The sequence below is a fragment of the Prescottella equi genome, assembly GCF_002094305.1.
GTDB lineage: Bacteria > Actinomycetota > Actinomycetes > Mycobacteriales > Mycobacteriaceae > Prescottella > Prescottella equi.
Genome location: NZ_LWTX01000010.1, coordinates 151884 through 164593, shown reverse-complemented (window position 1 = coordinate 164593; position 12710 = coordinate 151884). Strand labels below are relative to the sequence as shown.

The 12710-nt window shown below is 68.8% G+C and carries 9 protein-coding genes; 3 read left to right on the top strand and 6 right to left on the bottom strand.

What is annotated here, in order from left to right; all coding sequences use genetic code 11:
• Nucleotides 1–140 precede the first annotated feature (140 nt).
• The 4 genes from A6I89_RS21170 to A6I89_RS21155 form a co-directional block, all read right to left on the bottom strand.
• The gene (locus A6I89_RS21170) at nt 141–641 is read right to left on the bottom strand and encodes a DUF7700 domain-containing protein (protein ID WP_022594955.1); all 501 of its coding nucleotides are present in this window, start codon (nt 639–641) and stop codon (nt 141–143) included.
• A gap of 144 nt (nt 642–785) precedes the next feature.
• On the bottom strand, nt 786–1958 hold the full coding sequence (locus A6I89_RS21165) for a hypothetical protein (RefSeq protein WP_013415463.1): 1173 nt from the start codon (nt 1956–1958) through the stop codon (nt 786–788).
• Between the two features lie 58 nt (nt 1959–2016).
• Nucleotides 2017–2217: a hypothetical protein gene (locus tag A6I89_RS21160; protein WP_013415462.1), complete on the bottom strand. Its 201-nt coding sequence runs from the start codon at nt 2215–2217 to the stop codon at nt 2017–2019.
• Between the two features lie 210 nt (nt 2218–2427).
• Entirely contained in the window at nt 2428–3294 is an 867-nt protein-coding gene (locus A6I89_RS21155) for an SDR family NAD(P)-dependent oxidoreductase (protein WP_022594954.1), read from the bottom strand.
• A gap of 143 nt (nt 3295–3437) precedes the next feature.
• Here A6I89_RS21155 and A6I89_RS21150 point away from each other — a divergent pair, with 143 nt between their 5' ends.
• Together A6I89_RS21150 and A6I89_RS21145 are read left to right on the top strand one after the other, a co-directional pair.
• Nucleotides 3438–4673: a CaiB/BaiF CoA transferase family protein gene (locus A6I89_RS21150; protein WP_022594953.1), complete on the top strand. Its 1236-nt coding sequence runs from the start codon at nt 3438–3440 to the stop codon at nt 4671–4673.
• On the top strand, nt 4673–5605 hold the full coding sequence (locus A6I89_RS21145; RefSeq protein WP_022594952.1) for a hydroxymethylglutaryl-CoA lyase: 933 nt from the start codon (nt 4673–4675) through the stop codon (nt 5603–5605). Before A6I89_RS21150 ends, A6I89_RS21145 begins: the two co-directional genes overlap by 1 nt.
• Nucleotides 5606–5609: 4 nt before the next feature.
• On the opposite strand, the gene helR is transcribed toward A6I89_RS21145, so the two are convergent.
• On the bottom strand, nt 5610–7829 hold the full coding sequence (gene helR / locus A6I89_RS21140; RefSeq protein WP_172504518.1) for an RNA polymerase recycling motor ATPase HelR: 2220 nt from the start codon (nt 7827–7829) through the stop codon (nt 5610–5612).
• A 644-nt stretch (nt 7830–8473) separates the two neighbouring features.
• On the opposite strand from helR, the gene A6I89_RS21135 reads away from it, so the two are divergent.
• Nucleotides 8474–9844 carry an HNH endonuclease signature motif containing protein gene (locus A6I89_RS21135; RefSeq protein WP_084967831.1) on the top strand — a complete coding sequence of 457 codons (1371 nt, stop codon included), beginning with the start codon at nt 8474–8476 and terminating at the stop codon, nt 9842–9844.
• Here the strand turns inward: A6I89_RS21135 and A6I89_RS21130 are convergent.
• The gene (locus A6I89_RS21130) at nt 9828–12698 is read right to left on the bottom strand and encodes an AfsR/SARP family transcriptional regulator (protein ID WP_005514350.1); all 2871 of its coding nucleotides are present in this window, start codon (nt 12696–12698) and stop codon (nt 9828–9830) included. The genes A6I89_RS21135 and A6I89_RS21130 overlap by 17 nt on opposite strands.
• Nucleotides 12699–12710: the final 12 nt, after the last annotated feature.

Below are 12710 nucleotides of genomic sequence, written 5' to 3'. Positions count from 1 at the left end.
CATCAACGTCGACGACATCCCGCAGCCTCACCGGCTCGCCGAGCGCGGCTGGTGATCCGAGGACGACTCGCGGGCGCTGTGCACCCCCGACACGCAGCGCTCGCGGGTCCTCCTCCGAACCGTTCGTCCTTCGTTCACCGTCAACGCGACAGCAGGCGCTCCACCTCTGCGACGGCGGGTTCGAGGTCCGTGGCCTGTACCGCGTCCGCGAGTTCGGTCAGGCCGAGGAAGCCGAGCATGTGGGGCAGCCTCGATCGCAGGCGGCCGAGGGTCCAGTCCCTGGCGTCGCCCTCCGCGAACTGATCGAACCGCACCACGACGTTCTGCTGATCGGCCTGCCGGATGTAGTGGTAGTGCGGTTCGTTGTCGAAGCAGTCGAACCGCAGGTGCTCCGACCGGTCCGCGGCGCTCAACACATGAACGCACGCACCTTCGTCGTCGATGCCGCTGTCGTACGTCGCGTCCGGGCGACCGCGCTCGACCGCGTTGGAATTGATCGCCTCGTCGGTCAGACGCCGAGACTCCACGACGAAGATGAGGGGTCCCGCGGGCACGTCCACACAGTGCGCGGGGTCCATCGGGATCGGCATGACGTCGAAGCTGCGGCCGAGTCGGTACGCCTCGATTCCACTGGGGTTCACAACGACTCCGTTCGCTCACGGCGCCTCCCGGTGAAGGCCGCGAACGGATCGTAACTTGCAAAAGTTAGGAAGGATGACGCATCCGGTCGTTTCTCCCGTTCTGCGGGAATCGTGCGCCCCTCGGTTCTCGGGTCGACCGAACGGCTACGACTCGCCGCGAGCGGTGAGTTCGGCGATGTCGCCGCCCAGCGCCACGCGATACGTTCCCATCAGCTCTTCGACCCCACCGAACTGGTCTCCCACGTGATGGGTGTTGTCGGCGGACAGTTCCCGATCGCCGGAACGAGCGATGAGCTCGTCGATCCGGGTGTCGAGGCTGGTGGCCCAGCGCATCGATTCCGTTGCACGCAGATGGGATTCGACCTGGTCGAGCAGATCCCCGATCCTCGCGAGGGCCGCGACCCGCACGACGAGCTGATCCCACACGGGGGTGAGCGCGTCCCGGCGGGACTGGACGTGCTCACGCGCCTCCGGGCTGGACTGCACGGCATCGTCGAGTTCACCGACGATGCCGTGCAGTGCCACGGTGTCGACGGCGATCTGGGTGAGCTCCTCCCCCAGATCCAGCTGCGCGCGTTGGATCGCGAAGTGCTCGGAGTGCCAGACCGGCGCTCCTTCGATGCGGTCGTACAGGGTCCCTGCGAGGAACAGCAGCGTGTCGTAACGGTCGACGAACCGGTCGTCGTCGGGTTCGACGGCGCGCTCCAGGGCCTCGGCGGCGCGGCGTCCCACGTCCTCGGCCCGGGTGAGGGCGGACACGCGCGTCACGCGCTCGGCCGTCGACTCGAGCACGGCGTTACGCAGTTCGTGCAGCTTCCGCCGGTGAACCGGCAACGGCGCGGGCGTCCGCTGCAGCGCCGCGAACAACGCGTCACGCTGCGCGGGATCCAAGTGCACCCCGTCCCGGCGCTCGCGGCGGATGGCCCGGACGCCGCCGCCGTAGTGCGCGGCGGACATCGTCACCGCCGATCGCAGGGCCGCGATTCGTTTCCCCAGTTCGGCGGCCCGGTACCGGTACGCCAGCTGGACCGGGCCGGGCTGCAGCGATGCGGCCTTGGCGGCGACGCCGGCGTACTCGTCGGACAGCAGGCGCAGTCCGCCGAATCCGCCGATCGAGGGAATGGTCCGACCCGCGCGGCGACGGGCTCCCAGGATCTCGCGGGTGGGCGCGTCGACGCGGGCCGCCGCGATCAGCACGGCAGCAGCGTCGGACAGTTGCGGGTGCCGGCCGTCGAGTCGCGCGCGCTCGCACGAGTAACGCACGTGCTCGTCGATCCGAGCCCGCCGCTCGGCCGCGGACGATTCGGGTGCGGGCATGAGGCCTCCTCGAGAGGTTTACGCCCACCACTGTTCCAGAAACCGCGCCTCGGTGTGCTCAGCCGACCAGAGATCGGCGCGACTCGAGGCGTCCGTGCGACTCGGCGCGGATGCGCAGGAGCAGCAACCCCGACACCGATGCGACGATGAGCGCCGCGACGGTGGTGTAGACGTGCAACTCGGCCAGTCCGACGCCGGCGGCGACCAGCCCGGCCAGGAACAGACTCACGAGAACGAACTTGACTGCAGCGGACTCCATGACAACTCCCTCACACGTTCCTGTCGCGTGATTTCGGCTCAGGTGTTCGGACAACGGCGGCTACGCGGTACTTCACGTCCAGCACTTCACGTCAGACGCGAACGGTATCCCCGCCGGTCGCCCCCTCCCCCGGAGCGACACGACGAGGACGACTCGCCGATACCGATCCGATACGAGTCCGCTGCAGATCGGTGTCCGCCGATTCGGCTGTCAGTCGATGACGGCGTCGGAGAACGCCGGCGGATTGCCGAGGAACTGACGGTGCGACGGCGGCTGCTTGCCTTCGAGGTCCTTCACACCGAGTTCCTCCGCGACCTCTGCTCCGACGAGCACCTGACCGCTGCGCTTCATCAGTTGGGGGTCGCGGGCGAGGGCGTCGATGACCCGGCCGGGGAACTCCGCCGACTCCGCCGTCGCGGCGAGCCCGTCGTACGCACCCGGGTTCGCATCGAATCCGGCCTTGGTGCGCTCGGTCATGAGCAGACCCATCCACAGCGAGACGACCGCGACGTTGAACGGTCGGAAGTCGACCGCCATGTCGTGGGCCATCTTGTCGACCGCGGCCTTGCCGGCACCGTACGCGGGACCGTGCATGTAGCAGGTGCCGCCGAACGACGACGTGTTGACGACGAGCCCCTCGCCGTTGGCGGCGAGCAGCGGCGCAGCGTAGTAGCTCGAGACGTAGCTCGACCGCATGCCGACGTCCAGCACGTCGAGCAGCGCCAGCGACTTCTCCCAGAAGGGTCCCTTCTTGGTCAGCTCGTCCGGCACCGCCAGTGCGTTGTTGACGAGGATGTCCAGGCGGCCGTGTTCCTCCTTCAGTCGCTCGAAGAAGGCCGCGACCTGCGCGTCGTCGCTGTGGTCGAGAACCACCGGCACACCCTCGCCTCCGCGCCGGGTGATCTCCTCGGCCGTCGCGAACACCGTGCCGGGCAGCGGGGCGTCGCCCTCGGTCTGCGTCCGCCCCGTGACGTACACCTTGGCGCCACTCTCGGCCAGCGCCAGCGCGATGCCCTTACCCGCGCCCCGGCTCGCGCCCGTGACCACCACGATCCGATCCGAACTCAGACCCACCATCCACTCCAACCGTTTGTCGGGAGACCACACGAGCGGTGTGGCCTACGTCTCAGTCAGCACACCGTAGGCGCGACGACATGTGCATGTCACTTCCCGATGGACGGGAAAACCGCGGCCGCCGCGGCAACTGCTTGAATCGACTCATGACGCAGGACAACCCGACGCGGCCCCTCGACGGAATCCGTGTGCTCGAGCTGGGCAACTACATCGCCGCACCCACGGCCGGCCGGCTGCTCGCCGATTTCGGCGCCGAAGTGATCAAGGTGGAGCGCCCGCGCACCGGCGACGAACTGCGGAACTGGCGTCTCTATTCGGGCACGACGTCGATGCTGTACCGCACGATCAACCGGAACAAGAAGTCGATCGTGCTCGACCTGCGGTCCGACGAGGGCCGTCGCCTCGTCCTCGACCTCGCCGCGAAGTGCGACGTACTGCTCGAGAACTTCCGGCCCGGCACCCTCGAGAAGTGGGGTATCGGCCCCGAGCAGTTGAACGAGGTGAACCCCGATCTGGTCATCACCCGGATCTCCGCGTTCGGGCAGACCGGACCGCTCGCCGAACGGCCCGGATTCGCGGCCGTCGCCGAGGCTCTCGGCGGCTTCCGGGAACTGGTCGGTGATCCCGACCGCCCGCCGGTGCGCGTGGGCGTCTCGATCGGCGATTCCATCGCCGGCCTGTATGCCGCGTTCGGCTCGGTGATGGCCCTGTTCCAGAGGCAGTCACGCGTCGGGGAGCGGCTCGCGCTGTCGCAGCGGACGATCGACGTGGCACTCAACGAGTCGATCATGTCGATGATGGAGTCCCTCGTTCCCGACTATCTCGCGTACGGCGTCAAACGCGAACGGGTCGGCGGCCGGATGGAGGGCATCGCACCGTCCAACGCGTATCCGTGCAACGACGGCACCAGCATCATCATCTCCGGCAACGGCGATGCGATCTTCCAGCGCTACATGGAGACCATCGAGCGACCCGACCTGGCGGCGGACGCGGAACTGCAGACCAATGCGGGCCGATGGGCGCGGCGCGACGAACTCGACGCCGCCATCGGCGCGTGGACGTCGCGTCACACCCGCGACGAGGCGCTGCGCATCCTCGACGACGCGAACGTCCCTTCCGGACCGATCTACACCGCGGCCGACATCGTCGAGGACGAACAGTACAACGCGCGCAACATGATCCAGACGTTCTGGGTGGACACGGGCGAGGACTCCGCCAAGCCGGTGGGATTCCCGGGCATCGTGCCGGTGATCGGCGACAAGTCGCTGCCCATCGACCACGTCGGCCCGGATCTCGGCGCACACACCCGCGACGTACTCGCGGCTGTGCTGGGGCTTTCCGACGCCGAGATCGAACGCATCGTCACCGAGATGGAGTGCTGATGAACTATTCGTATGCGCCCAGGTCGATTCTGCGCGACGTCACCCTGCGTGACGGCCTGCAGCTGACCGGCAAGGTACTCCCGACCGACCGCAAGCTCGAAATCGCGCGGAGCCTGCTGGCCCTCGGCGTTCCCGAACTCGAGGTCGGGTCGATGGCGCGGCCCGATCTGGTGCCGCCGATGGCGAACACTCTCGAGGTGATCGGAGAGCTGACACCCGAGGAGTTGGAGCGGTGCTGGGTGTGGGTCGCCACGCCGCGCCACGTCGAGAAGGCCGCGGCCGCCGGAGCACGCAACTTCCAGTACTGCTTCTCGGCGTCGGAATCCCACAACCGTGCCAACATCGGACGGTCCACCGACGACAGCCTCGCCGCGATGCCCGCGGCCGTCGAGTTGACCCGTGCGGTGGGCGGGCGGATCCAACTGTGTATCGCGACGTCGTTCACGTGTCCGTTCGAGGGTGACGTCCCGGCCGACCGAGTGCTGGCGATCGCAAACGATCCGCGCGGCGACGGGGCCGACGACATCGTCCTCGCCGACACCCTCGGCCAGGCGGTGCCCGCACAGGTGGCCGCACTGGTCGCCCGGGTGAAGACCGAATCGCCGCAGCGCCGCATCGTTTTCCACGGACACGACACGTGGGGGCTCGGCGTCGCGAACACCCTGGCCGCGATCGGCGCCGGGGCGAACGTGGTCGACGGCTCACTCGGTGGGCTCGGCGGCTGCCCGTTCGCGCCCGGCGCCAGCGGCAACACGTCCACGGAGGACATCGCGTTCGCGACCCGACCGGACTGGCTCAGCCCGAGGACACTGACCGGCCTGGTCGACACCGCGGCGCCGATGCTGGCCGAACTGGGCGAGCCCAATCGCTCCCGGACGGCCGAGGGCACCCGCTCGGAGGCACACGCCTTCGATTGGGTGCGCCCGGCCTGAGGAGCTACCGCCCCGCCGGCCCGGCGAGCCGGCGCAGCGCGCCCGGCAGCGGTCCGCGGTGCAGGACGCCGAGGCGTTGCGTGGCCCGGGTGAGCGCGACGTAGAGTTCGGCGGCGCCGCGGGGCCCGTCCGCGAGGATCCGATCCGGATCCACGACCAGCACGGCGTCGAACTCGAGTCCCTTCGTCTCCGACGCCGCCACTGCTCCCGGAACGTCAGGTGGCCCGATCACGACGCTGGTCCCCTCCCTCCCCGCTTCGTCTCGTACGAATTCGTCCACGGCGGCTGCCAGTTCGGTGTCGGTGACCTGCCTGGACCAGGGCTGGACGCCACCGGCTCGAACGGACTCCGGCGGTAAGACATCGGGAGCGAATTCGGCCAGCACGGCCGCGGCGACCGACATGATCTCGGCCGGTGTCCGGTAGTTCACCGACAGCGCCCGGTAGACCCAGCGACCCGGCACGTACGGCGCGAGCATCGCGTCCCACGACGTCGCTCCCGCTGCCGACCGACGTTGCGCGAGATCGCCGACCACTGTGAAGGACCGACTCGGGCAGCGGCGCATCAGCACCCGCCAATCCATCTCGGACAACTCCTGCGCCTCGTCGACGACGACGTGCCGATACGTCCAGTTCCTGTCCGCCGCAGCGCGTTCGGCGAGTTCGCGGGTGTCGTGTTCGACGAAGCGCTCCGCCAGATCCTCGGCGTACAGCAGATCGGTGGCGAACAGGTGGTCGTCGTCGTCCATGTGATCCGCGCGGCCGACCATGAGGTCGAGCACTCCGGCCGCATACGCCGCTTCGGCCTGCGCCTGCGCCTTCCGCTTCCGTTCGGCAGCGCGTTCGACAGCGGGATCGGCGCCGAGAAGGTCTGCCAACTCGTCGAGCAGCGGAACGTCCGACACCGTCCAGGCATTCCCGTCGGCCCGCCACAACGCGGGGTCCGCGCCCGCCGCACGCAGCCGCTCAGGTGACGTGTACAACTGCGCGAGAAAGGTTTCCGGATCCAGCGTCGGCCACAGCTCGTCCAGCGCCGCCGTGAATCCGTCGTTGTCGGCGAGTTCGGCGAGGAGGTCGCGGCGCAGCCGCTCCCACGCGTCGCGATCCGAGCGGGTGAGCCAACCTCGACCGATGCGTCCGATTGCCCGTTCGGTGAGCACGTACGTGACGATGTCGCGGAACACTTCACGGGCCTCGTTGTGTGGAAGTCCGCTCGCCCGCGCCTCTTCCCGCCCCCACTGTGCGGTCTCCGCATCGATTCGCACGGTGACGTCGGCCAACTCGACGGACAGTGGGTTCTGCGGCAGCCGCTGCCGGTCGGCGACCGCAGCCGCCAGCACGTCCAGAATCTTCGCCGATCCTTTGTAGCGCGCGACGTCGGGCAGGTCCTCGCGGGTCGTGGTCACGTCCGGCACCAGATCGCCGATGGTCGTGAACACCACGTTCGACTCCCCCAGCGACGGCAGGACGCGATCGATGTGGTCGAGGAACGCCGGGTTCGGCCCCACGACGAGCACGCCGTGGTGCTCGACCCGATCGCGCTGGGTGTAGAGCAGGTAGGCGACGCGGTGCAGCGCCACCACGGTCTTCCCGGTACCCGGACCGCCCTCGATCACCAGGACCCCGTCGTGGTCGAGGCGGATGATCCGATCCTGTTCGGCCTGGATCGTCGCCACGATGTCGCGCATGCCGTCGGCCCGCGGCGCGTTGACCGCCGCCAGCAGAGCCGCGTCCACCCGGTCCACCGCGTCGTCGTGTCCGTCCGGGTCCGAGCGGGCGAGGATCTCGTCGGTGAAATCCACGACATCCCTCCCACGCGTGTGGAACTGACGGCGTCGACGCATACCCTCGGGGTGCGCGGCAGTAGCGACGTAGAACGCGCGGGCTGCCGGGGCCCGCCAATCGAGCAGCAGCGGCTCGAACTCGTTCGCCTCGTCGAACAGTCCGATACGGCCGATGTAGGACGGTTCCCCGGCGACGCTGTCGAGCCGGCCGAAGCACAGACCGTGATCCGCCACGTCCAGCCGGGTGATCTCCCGGGCCAGCGCCCGCACTCCGGCGTCCCGCTCCACCAGCGTGCCGCCGTTCTCGGCGTCGATCGGGCTTCGCAACGTCGCGCTGTACCGGCGCTTCGCCCGCGCGCGCTCGGCGTCGAGTCGCGCATAGAGCCCCGCCACGTATGTCCGCTCGTCCCGCAATTCTTCTTCGTAGTCCCCTGTTGACACGTGCCCTCGCTTCCCCGTGCCGGGCGTCACGCGTAGTCACGCCGACACAGCCGGCATGCTTCTCGACCTGAGAATTCCGGCTCAGAGCAGCGATTCTGCGGCACACCGGGGGCCTTGCCGCAAGCCCCCCGGTGCGTTATAAGTTGATAGTGGAAGGAAGTGGCTTTTCCCTTCCGTTCTCACACCGGCTTCGCACGGTCGGGCCGCTCGCGCATCTAGCGGGGACCGATCGGTCTGCCCAACAAGATCTCGCCCGTGCCGATGTTGGTCGACACGAAGGTGGCGATAGAGAAGTTGCCACGCCTGCGCATTGAACGGCCGCGCGGAGTACGACGCCAGCCGCATGGGACGCTCGCGCAGGATGGTACCGGGAGACGTCGACTCGAATCCGTCAGGCGCACGGTAAAAGTCGTCGACGCCCGGTGGCGCCGGAGCGGCACCTGCAGTCGCGGGAACCGTGACCACACCCGCCCACACCGCCACCAAAGTCGAAAATGCCCCATTGCCGCCAAGATCGACGATCTGCGCAGCGCATGGCTCGCACACTAGCCGTCCAGCACGCCTACTCGAGTCGTTTCGACAACCAGCGATCCAGCGAGCGATCCGCCATTGACTCGAACATGCGTTCGAGCTAGGCTCGTGTCATGAATCCGGGGGGACTCAACAATTCGGGCATCGCAGCCACCGCGCTGCAACCGGGTGACGTGCGCCGACTCCCCGAAATCTCGCTCCTGCAGGGGACAGTCGACGTCTGCCGCGAGATCGAACGCCTCGAAGCCCTGCGGGTCGCGATGGTCGCCGAAATCGACGAACGTCCCGTCTCTTTCGACACCCTCGGCTTCCGCAGCGTCAAACAGTGGCTTACATCGAATTCGTTATTGGAAGTGCCGGCCGCGGCACGCATCCTCGCGCTCGGGCGCATGCTCAATCGTCAGCGCGAGATCGCCGACGCCTTCAACTCGGGGGCCGTTTCCGCCGAGCACGCTTCTTTGATCGGGAAGTTCTGCGAGACCCCGCCCCGCGGCATGCCCAACGAAGCACTTGATTCGTGCCGGAAAGTGTTGCTCGACAGCGCCGCCGGGCCCACCGCGACAACAACAACGGTCCGCAGCTGCATCGCCCGGCTGGAACGGATCTTCGAATCCGACGAACTCCCGCCCAGCGAGGACAGCGAGCGCAACGAGTTCCAGGCCTCGAAAACCCTGAACGGGCGGGTCGCCGTCAAAGGTGATCTCGACGCAGTCACCGGCGAGATGCTCCTGACCGCACTGTCCGCGTTGACGAAGCCACGCAACCCGATGGACGATCCCGCCGGTACCCGCACCCCGGCACGGCAGCGGGCCGACGCGTTCGCGGAGATCCTGCGCCGCTACCTCGACTCGGGTGAGGCCCCGATCGAAGGCGGCGAACGACCACACCTCTCGCTACACGTGAACGCGCAAGACCTTGCACAATCCGACGCCGATCACGAGTGGGCCGATTCAGACGGCGATCATCCGGACCTGTTCGGTGACAAAGACATCGCACGCATGCCCCACACCGGTCCACTGTCTATCGCGACCGCACGCAGGATCGCCTGCGACTGCCACCTCACCCCCATCGTCGTGGACGACGGCGTTCCCCTGAATCTGGGCCGCAGCAGCCGGACCGTGTCGAAGAAACAGCGTCGAGTGTTGATCGCCCGCGACCACGGCTGCGCCTTCCCCGGCTGCGGCGCACCACCCGCCCACTGCGAAGGCCACCACGTAAAGCACTGGGCAGACGGCGGACCCACCGACCTCGACAACCTCGTCCTACTCTGCCGCTACCACCACACCTTGCTGCACCACAGTCACTGGGACGTGAAAATCGGCGTCGACAGAAAGCCGTGGTTCACCCCACCCAGCACCGTCGACCCCCACAAGAAACCCATCCCCGCCAACGGCCGCGCCGGACCCCGAGCGGCCTGCCCGGCGGCGCCCAGGCTCGGGTCTTCACCGTCTCGAAAGGGGAATTCTGTCAATGCGATTCGGTGACCGGACCCTCGACGAGTTCTCCCAACAGCCGGTTGACTTCCTCGCGGGTCAAGTGGGCACCCATCGCCGCGTACTGCTCGTATTCCTTGTCGTCGAGCGCATCGTGCACCACGGCCGCCTCGATCGGGCCGTCGATCGCATCGATCCAGGCCGGCAGGAACCCCGCATGCGCGCCGAGAGCGTCGACGGCGCCCATCAGCACCGCACCATCGGCGGGACGACCGGCCGCCGCCAACACCGCCGCGGTCGAGTGGATCATCACCAGCCACGACGTGACGTCGCCTTCCTCCTCCAGATCGGCACGCATCACCCGCATCGTCGCGAGGGCGCCCTCGACGTCGCCCGCATCCGCGTCCGCCTTCATCAACGCCCAGGTCGACGACGTCACCGCCCACCGATGGCCGCACCGCTCCCCGATCCGAATCGCCGCCCGCAACTCGTCCCGCGCGTCCTCGACCTCCCCCAGCGACCGCAGCTGCATGCCGAGCAACATCCGGGCCTCGGCCTCCGCCCACAAGGCGTCATGTTCGACCGCGAGCTTCACCGCATGGCGACAGATCTCGACCGCCACCTCGGGCCGACCCTGAATCGCCACGAAATGAGCTCGCCACGCCTCGTCGCGCGCCACCTCCCCCATCTCCCCGATCGACGACCACAACTGGGCACCACGCCGCACCGAGTCCTCCGCTGTCGACGCATCACCCGTCAGATACGTCAGCGAGGCCAAACCGTCGAGCGCCCGGGCCATCACCCTCGGCTCCGGCGGCCGCCAATCCCCGGCGACGAGATCCAGCGCTCTCCGCAGGAACTGCAAGCCCTCGCCGATATTGCCGATCCGGTACCAGAACCAGGCCAGACGGCCCGCCAACTCGAGGGCGTAATGGGCATCGTCCACGGCGAACGCCGACTCCAGCGCCGCGCGGTGCTCCGCCTGGTCGACCGCGAGGATGTCCACCGCCTGGCCGGCGCGGGCGCTGCGCAGCAACGGCGAGATCGCCTCCACCCGGCCCAGGACGTAGGCGCGGTGCGCCGCCCGGATACCGATCGACTCCGCGTCGTCGGCCTGTTCCCGCGCGAAGCGACGCACCGTCGCGAGCATGCGGTACCGGGTGGGCGCCGATCCGGGAACGACTCGGAGCAGCCCCCGCCGGACGAGCCCCGTCAGCACCATCGACACCTGGTCCACTGCCCCCAGCACACACACCGCGGCCGCGCCCTCCGCGTCGAAGGAGCCGGCGAACACCGAGATGCGACGCAGCAGACGCGCCTCACCGTCCGACAGCAGACGGTTGGCCCAGTCGATCGTGTCCCACAGCCGCCCACGCGGGCCGATGGCGGGGTTCGGCGTGCCGTGCAGCAGCGTGAAGTGCGTGGCGAGGCGCTCGACGATCTGTCGCTCGGTGAGCCACCGCAGCTGCGCCGCCGCGATCTCGATCGCGAGAGGCAACCCCTCCACCGCGCGGCAGATCGTCCGAACCGCGTCGGAGTTGTGCGAATCCAACTTCCACGACGCGGTCACTCCCGCGGCGCGTTCGGAGAACAACTCGACCGACGCACCGTCCACCGGCAGGGCCGTCACCACCAGGACCGCCTCGCCCTCGACACCGAGCGGGTCCGCACCGGTGACGATGATCCGCACGTCCGGGCACTCGGCGACGATGGCGCGGGCCACGTCGGCCGCGTACCCGGCGACGTGCTCGCAGTTGTCGAGAACCAGGACACACGCCCGCGCGGCCAACACATCCGCGAGATGAGTGGCCGACCCGACGCCGGGGAGCGCCAGCATCGTCGCGATCGTCGACGGAATGAGCGCGCCGTCACTGACTTTCGACAGATCCACCACCCACGGTCCGTCGGGGTCGTCTCGTCGACGGCAGGCCTCGACCGCGAGCCGTGTCCGACCGACACCGCCCGGCCCGACGAGCGTGACCAGCCGCCCCGTCTCGAGAAGTTCCATCAGCTCGGACACTTCCCGCTCACGGTCGATGAGGCGGGTCCGCGGCGCCATCAGGTTCGATCCGCGAGACTTCCGCGGCTCGGACACCCGGGCGGATTCGAGGTACACGGCGTCGTTCGCGAGGATCGCGGTCTCGATGCGCCGGAGGGCGGGACCGATCTCGCAGCCCAGCCGGTCGTCGATGATCGCGCGGCACCTGCGGAGCGCGGCCAGTGCATGCGCGTGCTGTCCCGACCGGGCCAGACCGAGCACCAGCACTTCCCACGCGCGCTCGTCGAGCGGGTGGTCCGCGACGAGCGCTTCGGCCTCCACAGCGGCCGCTGCCGGCGCCCCGCCGTCGAGTTGCGCCGTGGCCAGGGACATGCGCGCCCCGAATCTGAGGGTGGTCAGCCGGAACACTTCGGTTTCGATGAACACCGTTTCGGAGAAGGCCGTCGGCGGGATCCCCGCATAGGCGATGCCCCGCCACAGCCGCAGCCCCTCGCGGTAGGCGTCGGCGGCGGCGTCCGGCGCGGCCGCCACCATCGCGTCCCCGCGGCGCACCTCGGCGACGAAACGCCGAGAATCCAACGCATCCGGGTCGACGAGCAACTGCACCCGTGTCCCGTCGCGGACCAGGACCTGCTCCCCCTCCGCAGCACCGGCCTCGAGTCGCTGCTGCAACCCCTCCAACAACCCGACGAGCGGATCGGGGCCTCCCTCGACCTGCCCGTCGCCGGCCGCCGCTGCCCCGGTATACCGCACCTGCGCACGCAGCCGTTCGATGTCGACCGAGTGCGGGAAGGCGACGAGAAGCGCGGCGAGCAATGCACGCTGCTGGGTGTCGAGCGCGATCGGATTGCCATCGCGACGCACCGTGACGGGACCCAGGACCGCGAACTCGAGCCCGTCCGCCATCGGTGACTCCCT

What these genes read in the sequence shown, in the direction of transcription:
- A6I89_RS21165 (WP_013415463.1), bottom strand. Translation starts at nt 1,958, where the DNA reads ATGCCCGCACCCGAATCGTCCGCGGCCGAGCGGCGGGCTCGGATCGAC.
- A6I89_RS21160 (WP_013415462.1), bottom strand. Translation starts at nt 2,217, where the DNA reads ATGGAGTCCGCTGCAGTCAAGTTCGTTCTCGTGAGTCTGTTCCTGGCC.
- A6I89_RS21155 (WP_022594954.1), bottom strand. Translation starts at nt 3,294, where the DNA reads ATGGTGGGTCTGAGTTCGGATCGGATCGTGGTGGTCACGGGCGCGAGC.
- A6I89_RS21150 (WP_022594953.1), top strand. Translation starts at nt 3,438, where the DNA reads ATGACGCAGGACAACCCGACGCGGCCCCTCGACGGAATCCGTGTGCTC.
- A6I89_RS21145 (WP_022594952.1), top strand. Translation starts at nt 4,673, where the DNA reads ATGAACTATTCGTATGCGCCCAGGTCGATTCTGCGCGACGTCACCCTG.
- A6I89_RS21135 (WP_084967831.1), top strand. Translation starts at nt 8,474, where the DNA reads ATGAATCCGGGGGGACTCAACAATTCGGGCATCGCAGCCACCGCGCTG.
- A6I89_RS21130 (WP_005514350.1), bottom strand. Translation starts at nt 12,698, where the DNA reads ATGGCGGACGGGCTCGAGTTCGCGGTCCTGGGTCCCGTCACGGTGCGT.